Raw genomic sequence first — 14,979 nt, 5'->3', positions numbered from 1 at the left:
CCTACTCTCCGCCGTCGTGGGACGCGTCGGTGCCCTTGATGTGCCGGGCGGGGTTGTGTCCGGCGTCGAGCAACTGGACCGCCCACATCAGCGACTGGGTGCCTTCGTGCTTGACCATGCCCGGTGACACGCCGAGGCGGAAGCCGCCGGGCAGGGGCTTGCCCTCGGGCGTGCGCGGGAGGATGTCGAGCGGGCTCGGTCCGTCGGACAGGTACACGGCGCAGTCGGACAGGACCGCCACGGGGAACAGCCCCGTGCCCGCGAGCTTGAGCATCTTGCGGTGCATGTTGACGCGGGCTGCGGAGATGACGGCGGCCCGGATGTCGGGGCGCCAGGTGGGCCGTTCGAGGGCGGCCCACCGCTCCCCCGGCCGGTATCCGGCGCCCTGCGGGCGCTCACGGAGCTTGCCGATGCCGCCCTTCACGGTGGCCTTCACGGCCGAAAGAACCGCGGCCTGTGCGGGATCCGTCTCCTTGTGGGCCTCCATCGCGGCGAGGAACTCCGGCTCCGGCATCCCGGGCACGACGCCGAGCCGCTCCATCGTCGCCACATAGGCGTCGCGGAGACGGGTGTACCAGGCGTCCAGATAGGGCCCGGTGTCGGTACGGACGTACGCCTCGACCGGGGTCACGTCGTAACCGAGTTCGACGGCGTAGGCGACGGTCGGGGTCGCGTACCACGCGGGGCCCTCGGGGGCGGCGCCGTGCGGGGTGAACGGGCTGGGCAGCCGGGGGTCGTGGCGGATGTGCGACAGGTCGACCAGCCAGGAGCCGGGGAGCCCCTTGTCGAACGCCGGGTTGCGTACGTGGGCGGGTGCCCCGAGGCCGACGGTCAGCCGGTTCGCTGCGGCGGCGAACGCCATGTTGACGTCGACGCCGACGGCGTACGACCTGGCGCACTCCTCGTCCGTCAGCAGTTCCGGGTCGCGGATCCAGTCGTAGGCCTCCTCGTCGAGGACCTCGTCGGGTGCCCGGTGGTGGCCTCGCGGGTGGAGCGCGGCGACGACGGGGTGTTCGTCGGGCGCCTCCGGCGGGGCCGGGTCGACGGCTTCCGTGAGCGATCCGGGGTTCGGGCCGGACACCCAGGCTCCGGTGGCGTGGTCCTTCACGGCGCGGGTCGGCGGCCTGAGGGCGGTCATCAGTTCCAGGCCCGAAACGGCGGTGGAGCCGCGCGGGGTGAGGACCCGGTTCGCGTAGTCGGTGAGGACCCGGGCGAGCTCGGCGGGCGGGAACCGATCGGCGCTGCCCCATGCCCGGCTGTCGAGGGCGCCCCAGGGCAGGACGGCCAGTTGGACGCACTGGCGTCGTCCGGCCTGTGCGGGGCGGTAGATCCTCGCCCATGGGCCGAACCCCCGCTTGGTGAGCTGCCACCGGGTCCGGGCGAGGTGCTTGACGACCTTGTGGTTCTCGGGCAGTCGCAGAGCGCGCCGGTCCTCCAGTACGGCGGGCAGGCCCAGTCGTTCCGCGGCGGAAGCGGTGAGGACGACGAGCGGGTCGGCGTCCTTTCCGTTGCGGTGCAGCCGGGGGGCGCCGAGCTGTGCCTCGGACAGCGCCCAGTCGACCAGCGAGGGAATGTCGGAGGCCGGGCATTCGAGCACAAGACCGCCCACGCAGTACGCGGATCCATCGCCGTCCAGGACGGCGAGCGGGCCGTTCGCGAACCGCGGGTCGATGGCGGGCGAAGCCGGTGCGGGGGCGGGGGCGCGGCGCGGCGCGGGGGCTGTGACGGGAGCGGGAGAGGGCGAGGCAGCAGGCGCGGAGGCAGGGGCAGGGGCAGGGGCGGGCACAGGTGTCCGGGCCGGGGCCAACTCGGGCGAGTGCGCGAGGGTGGGGGTGTGCGCGGGGGGCTCCGGTGCCGGGTCGGGTGCGGGATGACGGGCGGCGAGCCCGTCGAGGAGCCGGCTGTACGCGCCCCGCTTGGGCGCGCGCGGCTCGGTCCGTCCCGACTCCCAGCCCGTCACGGTCTCACGGCGCACCGACAGTGCCCGGGCGACCTGGTCCTGGCTCAGGCCCGCGGCTTCCCGCAGTCTCTTACGCTCCGAGGGGTCGGGCAACGCGTCCTGCGCCGCCTCCTCCAACAGCGCGTCGACCGCGGCGAAGAGCCTGTCCTGCTCGTTGGGCACGGGGAACACCTCCGCCGCACACAGTACTCACATCGCACGTTGGATCACACACGGAACACACGTCAGAGGAGGCTCCCGGTGCGGCGTGCGGGGTTGCTCCCCCGACCGCCCACGCCGCACCGCCGCACCGCCGCACCGGCGCACCGCCCGCCGAAGGGGCCCGGGCGACCTCCCGGCTCCCGTCAGCCGCCGTCGCGCCGGCCGTCGGCGCCGTGGCCGTTCCCGAAGGCCAGCCCCGTCCCCGTCAGATCGGCACGGATGCCCTCGCGTTCGACGACGATGCCCTTGAGGCGTATGTCCCCGGCCGGCGTCTTCGGCAGTTCGAACGAGAGGGACAGCCGGTCGGACAGCTGCGGAGGCCGAAGCTTGAGCAGGCCGCCGATCAGGCGCGGGTCGATGCCCGCCTTCTCCAGCAGCCAGGGGTGATCGACGACGACGTCCAGCAGATTGACCTTCATCAGCTGCTGGAGGAAGCGCGGCGTGCCGGTGAGCCGGTTGAGTTCCTTCTCGCTGCGCAGCGCGCGGTCGATCTGGGACAGGGGTATGCCGAGGCGCTTCACCACGGCCGGCAGGTCGAGGAGCGCCTTGGCCCGGGCCGCCTCGCGGCTGATCCGGGTGGCGGCTTCACGGTGCAGGCGCAGGCCCGAGTGCGCGGGGTCCTTGCCGGGCCGGTAGGTGAACAGGCCGGGGACGTCGAGGCGCATGTTCTCGACCGTGGTCGACACGGCTCGCTGCCCGTCCTGTTCGATGCGCGCCTCCGCCCGTACGGCGATGCCTCTGCCGGCTACCGGCAGCGAACCGGCGATGTGGACGCCGCGGGGACCCGCGTTGCTGAACTTGACGTGCGAGGCGCCCAGTTCGCGGTTGAGGTCGTCGAACGAAAGCAGGACGTCGCCGTCCATCCGGTCGACGACGGCGCCCTGGAGCGCGGTCGGCAGGTCCCCGACGATACGGATGTCCTCGGCGGTGGCGTGCACTTCGGCCAGGGACACCTTGTCGGCGGCCACGTCCGGGAGGGTGATGTCCGCCCGGTCGATCCTGTGGTCGAGTACCTGGGTGAGGAAGGGAAAGCCGGCGATGTCGACGTCAGGACGCGCGGCGAGGCCGAGTGAGTCCTGGATCTTCTCCTCGGCCTTCTCCTCCGCGTAGTTGACGGCGAGGCGGTCGCAGACGGTGAGGAGTGTGGCGCACACCATGGCGCCGACGGTCAGTTTCAGCGCGACGGGAACGGCCGCGAACCGGCTCCTGCCACGGTGATTGGGCGGTGCCCAGTCCTCCGGATCGTCGTCCGAGGGAAGAGCGAGGCCCGGAGGTCCGCCACGTTCACCGGTGCAGGAGCCACCGAAGCCGGGTTCACGGAAGTCGGGGTCGCCGAGTTCCGGTTCACCGAAATCTGGTTCAGGGTCTGCCAGTTGAGCGAGTTCTTCGTACGGATTGCCGGGATGCGCGGTGATGCGTGTGGGGGGTCGCATCGCCTCATCCCATCACGATCACCACCCTCGAACGCAAGTCCGGCCCCTGTGGAGCCCGCCACTCCGGCTCGGTCAGTCCCGGGCGATCCGGCGGTCACCGGCGCTGATGGCAAGGTCGTTGATGCTCGCGTAGCGCTTGCGCATCAGGCCGTTCTCGTCGAACTCCCAGTTCTCGTTGCCGTAGGCGCGAAACCACTGACCGCCGGCGTCGTGGTACTCGTACTCGAAGCGGACCGCGATGCGGTTGCCGTGGTAGGCCCACAGCTCCTTTCGCAGGCGGTAGCCGAGTTCCTTGCGCCACTTGTCGGCGAGGAAGCCCACGATCTCCTTCCGACCGGTGAGAAACACATCACGGTTGCGCCACTCGGAGTCCTCCGTGTAGCCGAGGGCGACCTTCTCGGGATCGCGCGTGTTCCAGGCGTCCTCGGCGAGCTGGACCTTCTGCCGGGCGGACTCCTCGGTGAACGGGGGCAGGGGCGGGCGCTGCGGAGTGGTCATGGCGGTGCGGTCTCCTTGCCTCGACACGGCGAGAACGCTCGTTCTCACCCTGTCGCGTACTCTACGAGAACGATGGTTCTCACACAACGGAGTGATCACAGCATGGACAGCGAGGCGACCCGGACACAGATCCTCGACGCGGCCGAGGAGCTGTTCTACGGCCAGGGCATCCAGGCAGTGGGCATGGACGCCGTGCGCTCCGCGTCCGGGGTCACGCTGCGGCGTCTGTATCAGGTCTTTCCTTCGAAGGGCGCGCTGGTCGAGGCGTATCTGGTGCGGCGCGACGAGCAGTGGCGACACAGCCTCGCCTCGTACGTCGACGGCGCGGACGTACCGCCGGGGGAACGGCTCCTCATGGTGTTCGACTGGCTGCGGCGCTGGTTCGAGGCGCCGGACTTCCGCGGCTGCGCCTTCATCAATTCCTTCGGGGAGCTGGGGGCGACGGCTCCCGAGGTGGCCGAGGCCGCGCGGCGCCACAAGGAGGCGTTCCAGCAGTACATCGCAGGGCTCGTGAGCGATGCGGGAGCGCCGGGACGGGTCGCCGCGGCTCTGACACTGCTCGCCGAGGGCGCCGTGACGACGGCCGCCGTCACCGGCTCGTCGCAGCCCGCGAGCGACGCCCGTGACGCGGCGCGGCTGCTCCTGGAGTCGGCGGACGTGGGCGCCTGACGGAGCGCGTCCGACGCCCCGCCACCCGTTCGACGGACTCGGCGCTCCGACCGGCCGCGCACGGACCCGGCCGCGGCCCGCCTTGCCAGAGTGATCACACAAGTCCCCTCTCCAGAAGGAGCGTTCCGTGCCGATCACGCTCTCGCGCACCCGTCTCGCCGTCGCGGCCACCACCGTCGCCGTGCTCGCCGGCGGAGCGCCTGTCGCATACGCCGCGCTGGCCGGGCAGCCGCCCGCGGCGACGACAGCGACGGGGGCGACGGGGGCGACGGGGGCGACGGGACGGGCGTACGTGGAGACACGCCTGCTCTTCGGGACCGCGCGGCCCGACGGCGGCCCCGCGGTCACCGAGCGGCAGTTCACCGCGTTCATCGACCGGTACGTGACGCCCGCGTTCCCCGACGGACTGACCGTCCAGGACGGACAGGGCCAGTGGCGCGACAGCACGGGGACGATCGAGCGCGAGCGGTCGTACGAGCTGATCCTGCTGTACCCGGCCGCCCAGGGCGGCAGCCGCGACCGGAGCGTCGAGGAGATCCGTGCCACGTACCGCCGACTGTACGGCCAGGAGTCGGTCGCCAGGATCGACGAGACGGTGCGCGCGGACTTCTGATCGGCCCGTATGGGTGCCTGGCGGCACGCGTACGGCAGGAGCCCTCCGGTCGAGGGGGCGCGTTCGGGGAACAGTTCCAGATGGTTTATCGTTCATCTAGACGTGGGCCGGACACCTCACCCGTTCGTGACGGTGCGCCCACCCCGAGCGGCCCCGGCCGGCCTCCCCCGACCGGCCGGGGCCTTCTCCTCGCCCCCTTCTCACTCCTCCTGGGGCGCGGCGGCCCGCGATGAGGCCAGGACATGTTCGATCGTGTCCGCCTCCGAGGCGCTCTTGTCGGAGCGGTGACGAACGACACGTGCGAAGCGCAGGGCGACGCCCGCCGGGTAGCGCGTGGAGCGCTGGAGTCCGTCGTAAGCGATCTCGACGACGAGTTCCGGGCGTACCCGTACGACGAAGCCGTCGTCCTCGACCGCGAGTTCCGTCAGACGGCCGGTCTGCCAGCGCAGCATCACGTCCGTGAGCCCCTTGAACGTCTTGCCGAGCATGACGAAGGTGCCGTCCGCCGCGCGTGCTCCCAGATGGAGGTTGGAGAGCAGCCCGGTGCGGCGTCCGTGCCCCCATTCGGCGGCCAGGACGACGAGGTCGAGGGTGTGGACGGGCTTGACCTTGAGCCAGGACCGGCCGCGACGGCCCGCGACGTAGGGCGCGTCCAGGGCCTTGACCATGACTCCTTCGTGTCCGCGGTGCAGGGTCGCGGCGAGGAAGTCCTCGGCGTCGGCGAGCTGCGGCGCGGATGCGGGGTCCTCGACGACGACCCCCCGTACCCGCATCGGTTCGGGGACCAGCGCGGCCAATGCCGCGTGCCGCTCCCGGCCCGGCAGATCGAGGACGTCACCGCCGTCGGCGGCGAGGATGTCGAAGAAGACCGGTGAGAGCGGCACCGCGGCGGTCGCCGCGGCCACGTCCGTCCGGGAGCCGACGCGGGAGGCGATGTCCTGGAAGGGCAGCGGTCTGCCCGCCGGGTCGAGGGCGATCACCTCACCGTCGAGGATGAATCCGTCGCCCGGCAGCTCCCGTACGGATTCGACGACATCGGGCAGGCGTCCCGTGATGTCGTCGAGGGAGCGCGTGTGGATCCGGATGTCGTCGCCGGAGCGGTGGACCTGAATGCGGATGCCGTCGAGTTTCTCCTCCACGCAGCAGGCGCCGAGCGCCTGGACCGCGTCCGCCACCGATGTCGCGGTGTGGGCCAGCATGGGCTGCACCGGGCGTCCCACGCGCAGCCTGAAGGCGGCGAGCGCCGCCGGGCCCTCGGCGAGCAGCGCCTTGGCCACCCTGGGCAGCGAACCGTCCAGCATCACCGCCCGTCTGACCTCGCCTGCCGGTGCGCCCGCCGCTTTGGCGACGCCTTCCAGCGCGATGGCGTCGAGGGCGCCCTGACGGACCTCACCCGTCAGCAGCCGGAACAGGAACTCCTGCTCGGAGGCGGTCGCCGCGCCCATCAGCTCGACGACCAGGCGCCTGCGCTCGGCCTGGGCGCCCGCTCCGGCGACCCGGGCGAGCGCCGTGAACGCCGCGTCGGCATCGTCCACGGTCAGGGCGGGCCCTCCGGCCGGCGGGGGCGGGTCCTTGAGGACGCTCCAGCCGACGCCGAGGCGTCCCTGTGGCAGCCGTCCGGCGAGATAGGAGATGACGCGCGCGACCTCCTGCGGCCGGGCGTCCCCGAAGAGGGACGCGAGGGCCGCGATCTTGCGGGTACGGGACGGCTCGGCGGCGATCTGCCGTGACACGTCCGCCAGGCGGGCCAGCAGCATGCCGCCATGGTGCCCGCCGCCGTCCCCGTGCGCACGTCTTGTCCTGCCTTCGCGCACGACCTCTCCCGTCTTCGCAGGGACCGCCCGCAGTGCGCGGTTCATCGGCCGACGGGTGCGCCGAACAGCCGGTCCAGGTGGCGGTCGAGCAGGCGCAGGGCCTCCTCGGGAGTGTGGACGTGGAGCAGCGTGTACGCCGTCAGTCCGTCGACGAGGCTGATGAGGATCATCGCCTCGTCGTCCGGGTCCCGGTCCGCGGGCAGCTCGCCGCGCTCGGCGGCCCTGCGCAGCAGTCCGGCGAAGAACACACGAAGCGCCGGGATGCCTTCCTGGGCCTCGGCCCGGAGCCGTTCGTCGTGGACGGCCCGTGCGAAGTAGGCGGCGGCGACGAGCTGGCCGATGCGGCTGTGTTCGTCCAGCGGCAGCATCCCGGCGACGCAGGCACGCAGCACGAAGCGGGGCGGGGGCTCCTGGCCGAGACCGGCCGCGGCCTTCTCGACGCCCTCCCGGATGCGCCGCTCGGCGAGCTGGTTGATCTGCCTGAGGGCGAACACGAGCATCTCGTCCTTGGAGCGGAAGTAGTGCTGCAGCCGGCCGAGGGAGATGTCGGCCTCGGCGGCCACGTCGCGCAGGCTGACTCCGTCGAGCCCACGCGTGCTCGCGATGCGCCAGAGCGCCTCGGAGATCTCACGCCGTCTCTCGTCATGGTCGACCTTCTTGGGCACGGCACCCTCACTCCCTATTGCAAGTCACTCGTACCGTTGCAACGCATCGCCATCCAATACAGTTGACTTGGAATACGGGGACCCCTATGCCCACGCCTATGCACGCGCCGACTCCCATGCCCACACCCGCGCCCACTGCCCTGTCTCTGCGACCACCCCGCTTCGGCGTCGATCCGCGCGCCCGGCGCTGGTGGACCATGCAGGCACTGCTCTCGGTCAGCGGGCCCATGCTGCTCGTCGCGATCACGCTGGCGGCACTCTCCGCCCTCTTCTTCGCCGGAGCACTGCCCTGGTTGGGCCCGTTGCGGCGGCCTCGGCGTCCGGCACCGGCGCAGCTGACGCGCCGGGCCGTTAGCCGCACTTCCCGGAACGGAACCTCTCCGCTTCGCTCAGGGCAGGGCGGGTGGCAGCTGTGAGGGTGCGTCAGCCGGTGCGCGACGGCGAGGCCCTGCGCAGTCGCCACCGCGCCAGCAGTCCTCTCGTCACCTGCCCGGACGGTGCCCGGTGCCGGGCCGCGCCGTCCCTGCGAGGTGGCGCGGGAAGACTCCACTCGCCGCTGGGGCGGGACCGAGGTTCGGTCCACCCGGCGGGTCGGGCTCCGGCGCCGGCGGCTGGTGCGTCGCCCGGTGAGCCAGGACGCGGCAGCCGTACCCGGTCGCCGTCCGGGCGAGGAGCCTGGCCCGAAGCGCGGGCCTCGTCCAGGGAGAGGGCAAGGCTCATCCGGTGCCACAGGATCTCGTCCGGGTCGTCCGCCAGCAGGAGCCGGTCCGTGATCTCGCGGACCGCCAGGGACTCCGTGCGCCCATGGGGCGGTTCGGGACGCAGCCGCTCCAGATGCGCCCGCTCGTACGGGTCGTCCACGACCTCCGCCAACTGGACCGGGTCGAGGAGCGACGCGATCGCCGCCGTTCTCCCCCAGGGGCCCTCGGCCTGGCGGAGCAGGATGCCGAGGCGCCGGCCACGCCAGTTGCGCGCACGCCAGTCCTCGCCGTCGTCGAGTCTGGCGCGCAGCCCTGCGGGAAGCCTCCCGTCGAGCAGATCCGGGTTCCTGGTGGCGAAGTCCTGGATCTCGGAGGCCAGATAGAGCCACACGACAGCGCGGTAGCGGTTCAGATAGAACCTGATGGGTGTGAGGTGGCCCGTACGGGCCAGCCTCGTGAAGCGGGCGGGTGTGGAGGCGATGAGCAGGGCGGCCTCGGCCGTGCCTACGGTGCGGACACGCTCACGAAGCGCGTCCGGGAACCCGTCGGCTCCGCGCAGCCGCTCGATCTCCTGCTGTGACACCCAGGGCCGCCCCGGGCTCTTCCCTTGCGTCGTCCGGATGTGGCCGAGCTGCACCGCGAGGTCGAACTCGCCCCGCTTGAGCTCCAGGGCCACCGCTGCCCGCCCGAAGGGCAGAGTGGCCCCGGCTCCAGCCCCGACTCCGGGCCCGGTCACGAGCCCGGGCACGGGCACGATCCCAGCCCACGTGCCGGCCCCGGGCACGTCCCCCGAGGCCGTCCCGGTGTCGGTGGCCTCCTCGATCACGTTCCCGGTTTCGGGCACGCCGGTGGTCATATCGTCCGTCATGTCGGTCTCCCCCGTATGTGGCGAACACTCTCTGTGACGACCGTAGACCTCCGGAAGGAATCCCGCCCGGCCTGTGGATAACTCGGAGCGGGCCCTCAGAAGTCGGAGACCGTGACGCGCCCCGGCTGTCGCGCGGCAACGGCGAGATGCTCGCCCACACGGTTCACCATCAGCGTCATCTCGTAGGCGACCTGGCCGACATCGGCTTCCGCCGCGCTGAGTACGCACAGACAGCTGCCTTCGCCGGCGGCGGTCACGAAGAGCATCGCGTCGTCGAATTCGACCATCGTCTGCCGGGCCTTGCCGGCCTGGAAGTGACGGCCCGAGCCCCTGGCGAGGCTGTGCAGTCCGGAGGAGACGGCCGCGAGATGCTCCGCGTCCTCCCGTACAAGGCCTGTACTCGCCCCGGTGACCAGGCCGTCGTTGGACAGCACGAGCGCGTGTCGTATGTACGAGACCCGCTTGGTCAGGTCGTCCAGGAGCCAGTCGAGCCCCTTTTCCGATGCCATGTCCGTTCCTCCCCGTTCGTATGTTCCCCGTTGCCCCGTGTTGCGGGTAAGCCTTCCGCACTGTCCCCGTCCGGGCAAGGAGTCATTGGAGGCGCATTGCTGCGGAGAGTTGACTTCCCCGCGCCAGGGTGACACCCAAGGATGGCGCACATGGCAAAGCACATGTCTCAGGATGAATGGCGGGCGTTCGTCTCCGAGGGGACTCGCACCGGGAAACTGTCGACGGTACGGGCGGGCGGAAGTCCGCACGTCACACCCATCTGGTTCCTGCTCGACGGGGACGAGGTCGTCTTCAACACCGCGAAGCAGGGCGTGAAGGGGCGCAACCTCGCGCGGGACGGGCGCGTGGCCCTGTGCGTGGACGACGACCGGCCGCCGTTCTCGTTCGTCGTGCTCCAGGGGCGCGCGGAACTCAGCGAGGATCCCGGGGAGTTGCGCCGCTGGGCGACCCTCATCGCCGCGCGGTACGTGGGTGAGGAGCGCGCGGAGGCGTTCGGTGAGCGCAACGGTGTGCCGGGCGAGCTGCTGGTGCGGGTGCGTATCGACAAGGTCCTGGCCGAGGCCGACGTGACCGGCTGACAGGGGCCGGGAGCCGGGAGGAGCGGGCGGTAGGGGACCGTGACGGAACAGGACGGGAGCCCGTCCGCGAGCCGTTGTCCGACCCTCCTGCGCACCCCCTGTAGACCCGGCGCGTCACCCGACCGAGTTGAGCAGCCGGGCGGTGTGCATCCGCCCGGCGTACTCGACGAGCCGGATCAGCACCTCTTTGCCCGAGTCGCGGTCTCGCGCGTCGCACAGTACGACCGGGGTGCCCTGGTCGAGGTCCAGGGCGCGGGAGACCTCGTGCGCACCGTACGTGCGCGCGGTGGGGAAGCAGTTGACGGCGACGACGAAGGGGATGCTGCGGTGCTCGAAGTAGTCGACGGCGGGGAAGCTGTCCTCCAGGCGCCGGGTGTCCGCGAGGACGACCGCCCCGAGCGCTCCCTGGGAGAGTTCGTCCCACAGGAACCAGAAGCGGTCCTGTCCCGGCGTGCCGAAGAGATACAGGGACAGCCCTGAGCGGATGGTGATCCTGCCGAAGTCCATGGCGACGGTGGTGGTGGTCTTCTGGTCGACTCCTCCGGTGTCGTCGACGGTCTGCCCGGCCTCGCTGAGCTGCTCCTCAGTGCGCAGCGGCCGGATTTCGCTGACCGCTCCGACGAGGGTCGTCTTGCCGACGCCGAAGCCGCCGGCCACCAGTATCTTCAGCGCGAGAGCGGCAGCGTCTCCGCCGATGCCGCCAGAGAGCTCGGGGGCCATCGATCACTTCTCTCATTGGGTGAGCGCCGACAGGTGAAACCCCGGGTCGAAGCCGTCGGAGCCGCCTCGGGGACGGCCGGCCCAGCGCGGGGCCGGCACCAGTACATCTGTTCTGCGTGGCGTGAGCAGTATGGCAATCGGCGCTGAGGACCGGGGGGCGAGATCGCTTTTTGCGCGATGTGACTGTTCGGGATCCAAAAGGTGTCCGGATGAATTCGCATTTCGTGTGGCCACGACTGTTCGGCGGGGGGACGCTGGGTTCACGGAGGCGTTTACGACGACGTCGGCCGGGCACCCGGGAGGTCCTGTCCCCAGGTGCCCCCGTCCGCATGTGTCCCATGGGAGGCGATACGTCGTGCAGGCCGAGGACATACCCCGCATCGTCATCGTGGGAGCCGGATTCGCCGGCCACCGGACCGCCCGAACCCTCTCCCGCCTTCTCGCGCGGGAACGGGTCGAGATCGTTCTGCTCAATCCCACGGACTACTTCCTGTATCTGCCCCTGCTGCCCCAGGTGGCTGCGGGAATCCTGGAGCCGCGCCGGGTGACCGTGTCACTGGCGCACACGCTCCCCCGGGTCCGGCTCGTGCTCGGTGAGGCCACTCAGGTCGATCTCGAGGAACGCCGGGTGCACTACACGGGACCGGAGGGCGGGCTCGGCGAGCTGCGGTACGACCGCCTCGTGCTCGCGGTGGGCAGCGTGAACAAGCTGCTGCCCGTGCCCGGTGTGAGTGAGTACGCGCACGGCTTCCGCGGACTGCCCGAGGCGCTGTACCTGCGCGATCACCTCACCCGGCAGACCGAGCTGGCGGCGGCCTCGGCCGACGCCGGCGAATGCGCGGCCCGGTGCACCTTCGTGGTCGTGGGTGCGGGATACACGGGAACGGAGATCGCCGCCCAGGGCAAGCTGTTCACGGACGCGCTCCACGCCCAGATGGTCCGGAGCGGGCCGGGGAACGGCTCCGGCTGGCGCATGCGCGACACGCGTCCTCGCTGGCTGCTCCTCGACATCGCGCCGAGGGTGCTGCCCGAGCTGGACCGGCGGCTGTCCGAGACCGCCGACCGGGTGCTGCGCGGCCGAGGGGTGGAGGTGTACACCGGTACGTCCGTCAGGGAGGCCACTCCGGACGGGGTATGGCTGAACAACGGTGAGTTCGTCCCGACCAGGACACTCGTCTGGTGCGTCGGCGTACGGCCCGATCCGCTCGTCGCCGGCGTCGGTCTGCCCGTCGAACACGGCAGGCTCCGTGTCACGACACGGCTCGACGTGCGGGGCCACCCGGAGGTGTTCGCCTGCGGGGACGCCGCCGCCGTGCCCGACCTGACCCGGCCGCTGTCCGCGAGTGCCGAGGGCGCGCGCCCGGACGGCCACCACGACGGCCATGGCGGCGACGGCTTCGAGCTGACGCCCATGACCGCACAGCACGCCACCCGGCAGGGCGAAGTCGCCGCCCGCAACGTGGCCGCGTCCCTGGGGCACGGCACCGCTCACCCCTACCGGCACCACGACCTGGGTTTCGCCGTGGACCTGGGCGGTGTGCAGGCGGCGGCGAACCCGCTGGGCGTGCCGCTCTCCGGACCGCTCGCGGGCGCGGTGACCCGCGGATACCACCTCGCCGCGATGCCGGGCAACAGGGTGCGTGTGGCGGCCGACTGGCTGCTGGACGCGGCGCTGCCGCGCCAGGCGGTGCAGCTCGGTCTCGTCCGCTCCTGGTCGGTCCCGCTGGACACGGCCTCGCCCGAGCTCGCCACGTTCCCGGGCGCGCCGAACGAGCGGTGAAGGGCGAGCGCGAGCGCAGCCACATGCGAAGGGATTGACATGCGCGACGAAGAACTGGCCGAACTGGGCCAGCAGTTGAGGGTGGACTCGGTACGCGTGGCCGATGCGGCGGGCTCGGGGCATCCGACCTCGTCGATGTCGGCAGCCGACCTGGCGGCCGTACTCCTCGCCCGGCATCTGCGCTACGACTTCCAGGACCCGGACAACCCGGCGAACGACCGGCTCATCTTCTCCAAGGGGCACGCGTCGCCGCTGCTGTACGCCCTCTACAAGGCGGTGGGCGCGGTCGACGACGAGGAGTTGCTGACGTTCCGCAGGCTGGGCAGCCGTCTCGAGGGGCATCCCACACCGCGGCTGCCCTGGGTGGACGTCGCCACCGGTTCGCTGGGCCAGGGGCTGCCGGTCGGCGTCGGGATGGCCCTCGCCGGCAAGTACCTCGACCAGGTCCCGTACCGGGTGTGGGTGCTGTCCGGGGACAGTGAGATGGCGGAGGGCTCCGTCTGGGAGGCCGTCGAGCACGCCTCGTACGAGAAGTTGGGCAATCTGACGCTGATCGTCGACGTCAACCGGCTCGGACAGCGGGGACCGACCCGCCACCAGCACGACCTAGACGCGTACGCGCGCCGGCTGCGGGCGTTCGGCTGGCACACGGTCGAGGTCGACGGCCATGACGTCGAAGCCGTCGACAAGGCCTTCACGGAGGCCGTCCAGGTCGAGGGGCGGCCGACCGCCGTCATCGCGGCCACGCGCAAAGGTCGCGGCGTCGCCGCCGTGGAGGACCAGGAGGGCAAGCACGGCAAGCCCCTGCCGGACGCAGAGGCGGCCATCCAGGAACTCGGCGGCCCTCGCTTCATACAGGTCGACGTCCAGGCTCCGCCGCCCGCCCGCGCCCCGTCGGGCCGGGACCAGGACCGGGCCGAGCTTCCCCGCTTCGAACCCGGCTCCGCGGAGGCCACGCGTACGGCGTACGGACGCGCCCTGGCGGCGCTGGGGTCGGCACGCGGCGACGTGGTCGCACTCGACGGTGAGGTCAGCGACTCGACGCGGGCGGCCTACTTCAAGAAGGAGCATCCGGACCGGTTCTTCGAGTGCTACATCGCCGAGCAGCAGCTGGTCGCGGCGGCGGTCGGTCTGCAGGCCCGCGGTTGGGTGCCCTTTGCGTCGAGTTTCGCCGCGTTCCTGACCCGGGCTCATGACTTCGTCCGGATGGCGTCGGTGAGCCGGGCCGGGATCAATGTCGTGGGATCGCACGCGGGTGTGGCGATCGGCGAGGACGGCCCGTCCCAGATGGGTCTGGAGGACCTGGCCATGTTCCGCGCCGTCCACGGGTCGACGGTCCTCTATCCCTGCGACGCCAATCAGACGGCACGCCTGGTGTCGGCCATGGCGGACCTGAAGGGCGTGCGCTATCTACGGACGACCCGCGCCGAAACACCCGTCATCTACGGTCCCGACGAGGACTTCCCGGTCGGCGGCAGCAAGGTGCTGCTCCGCAGCGACGACGACCGGGCCACGATCGTCGCGGCCGGCACGACGGTCCATGAGGCGCTGCGCGCCGCGGACGTTCTCGCCTCGGACGGAATCCCGGTCCGGGTCATGGACCTGTATTCGGTCAAGCCGGTGGACGTGGACACGCTCAACGAGGCGGCCGGGGCGACGGGATGTCTGATCACGGTGGAGGACCACCATCCGGAGGGCGGGATCGGCGACGCCGTCGCGGAGGCGTTCTCGGACGGCCGTCCGGTACCGAGGCTCGCCCGGCTGGCCGTGCGCAACATGCCCGCGTCGGCGGCGCCGGAAGAGCAGTTGCACGCTTCCGGCATCGACGCCGAGTCGATCGCGGCGGCGGTGAAACTGCTCGTGGAGCAGACCGTCGTGCCGTGACGTCCGCGTCGTACCCTGACGTACTCCTGGGCGTACGGATCCGGCGCGTGCGTCCGCAGCGCCCCACGCAGGCGGCCGTATCCAC

The 14,979-nt window shown here is 71.5% G+C and carries 13 protein-coding genes; 5 read left to right on the top strand and 8 right to left on the bottom strand.

Annotated features, from left to right (window positions below):
* Window position 1 precedes the first annotated feature (1 nt).
* From tap to OG766_RS35350, 3 genes are all read right to left on the bottom strand, one after another.
* Window positions 2-2,122 carry a telomere-associated protein Tap gene (gene tap, locus OG766_RS35360; RefSeq protein ID WP_266389417.1) on the bottom strand — a complete coding sequence of 707 codons (2,121 nt, stop codon included), beginning with the start codon at window positions 2,120-2,122 and terminating at the stop codon, window positions 2-4.
* Window positions 2,123-2,304: 182 nt separating this feature from the next.
* Complete coding sequence (locus OG766_RS35355) at window positions 2,305-3,594, bottom strand: LmeA family phospholipid-binding protein (protein WP_328727225.1); 1,290 nt, start codon at window positions 3,592-3,594, stop codon at window positions 2,305-2,307.
* A 72-nt stretch (window positions 3,595-3,666) separates the two neighbouring features.
* A complete protein-coding gene (locus OG766_RS35350) occupies window positions 3,667-4,092 on the bottom strand; it encodes a nuclear transport factor 2 family protein (RefSeq protein ID WP_266389411.1) in 426 nt (141 codons plus the stop codon).
* Window positions 4,093-4,194: 102 nt separating this feature from the next.
* Here OG766_RS35350 and OG766_RS35345 point away from each other — a divergent pair, with 102 nt between their 5' ends.
* Together OG766_RS35345 and OG766_RS35340 are read left to right on the top strand one after the other, a co-directional pair.
* A complete protein-coding gene (locus OG766_RS35345) occupies window positions 4,195-4,761 on the top strand; it encodes a TetR/AcrR family transcriptional regulator (protein ID WP_266389408.1) in 567 nt (188 codons plus the stop codon).
* A gap of 127 nt (window positions 4,762-4,888) precedes the next feature.
* The gene (locus OG766_RS35340) at window positions 4,889-5,374 is read left to right on the top strand and encodes a DUF3574 domain-containing protein (protein WP_328727224.1); all 486 of its coding nucleotides are present in this window, start codon (window positions 4,889-4,891) and stop codon (window positions 5,372-5,374) included.
* Between the two features lie 200 nt (window positions 5,375-5,574).
* On the opposite strand, the gene OG766_RS35335 is transcribed toward OG766_RS35340, so the two are convergent.
* From OG766_RS35335 to OG766_RS35320, 4 genes are all read right to left on the bottom strand, one after another.
* Complete coding sequence (locus OG766_RS35335) at window positions 5,575-7,131, bottom strand: ATP-dependent DNA ligase (RefSeq protein WP_328727223.1); 1,557 nt, start codon at window positions 7,129-7,131, stop codon at window positions 5,575-5,577.
* Window positions 7,132-7,229: 98 nt separating this feature from the next.
* A complete protein-coding gene (locus OG766_RS35330; RefSeq protein WP_328727222.1) occupies window positions 7,230-7,853 on the bottom strand; it encodes a TetR/AcrR family transcriptional regulator in 624 nt (207 codons plus the stop codon).
* Between the two features lie 423 nt (window positions 7,854-8,276).
* Entirely contained in the window at window positions 8,277-9,422 is a 1,146-nt protein-coding gene (locus OG766_RS35325; protein ID WP_328727221.1) for a DUF6397 family protein, read from the bottom strand.
* A gap of 95 nt (window positions 9,423-9,517) precedes the next feature.
* A complete protein-coding gene (locus OG766_RS35320) occupies window positions 9,518-9,931 on the bottom strand; it encodes a roadblock/LC7 domain-containing protein (protein ID WP_266389392.1) in 414 nt (137 codons plus the stop codon).
* A gap of 150 nt (window positions 9,932-10,081) precedes the next feature.
* On the opposite strand from OG766_RS35320, the gene OG766_RS35315 reads away from it, so the two are divergent.
* On the top strand, window positions 10,082-10,510 hold the full coding sequence (locus OG766_RS35315) for a PPOX class F420-dependent oxidoreductase (protein ID WP_328727220.1): 429 nt from the start codon (window positions 10,082-10,084) through the stop codon (window positions 10,508-10,510).
* A gap of 114 nt (window positions 10,511-10,624) precedes the next feature.
* Here the strand turns inward: OG766_RS35315 and OG766_RS35310 are convergent, their stop codons facing one another.
* A complete protein-coding gene (locus OG766_RS35310; protein WP_266389386.1) occupies window positions 10,625-11,230 on the bottom strand; it encodes a GTP-binding protein in 606 nt (201 codons plus the stop codon).
* 355 nt (window positions 11,231-11,585) lie between these two features.
* Here OG766_RS35310 and OG766_RS35305 point away from each other — a divergent pair, with 355 nt between their 5' ends.
* Both OG766_RS35305 and OG766_RS35300 read left to right on the top strand, forming a co-directional pair.
* Window positions 11,586-13,010 carry an NAD(P)/FAD-dependent oxidoreductase gene (locus tag OG766_RS35305; protein WP_328727219.1) on the top strand — a complete coding sequence of 475 codons (1,425 nt, stop codon included), beginning with the start codon at window positions 11,586-11,588 and terminating at the stop codon, window positions 13,008-13,010.
* 39 nt (window positions 13,011-13,049) lie between these two features.
* A complete protein-coding gene (locus OG766_RS35300) occupies window positions 13,050-14,894 on the top strand; it encodes a transketolase (RefSeq protein WP_266389382.1) in 1,845 nt (614 codons plus the stop codon).
* Window positions 14,895-14,979: the final 85 nt, after the last annotated feature.

It is taken from the genome of Streptomyces sp. NBC_00259 (assembly GCF_036181745.1).
Classification (GTDB): Bacteria; Actinomycetota; Actinomycetes; order Streptomycetales; family Streptomycetaceae; genus Streptomyces; species Streptomyces pratisoli.
The sequence above is the reverse complement of the archived record's forward strand: the minus strand, read 5'-3'. Positions and strand labels throughout refer to the sequence as shown.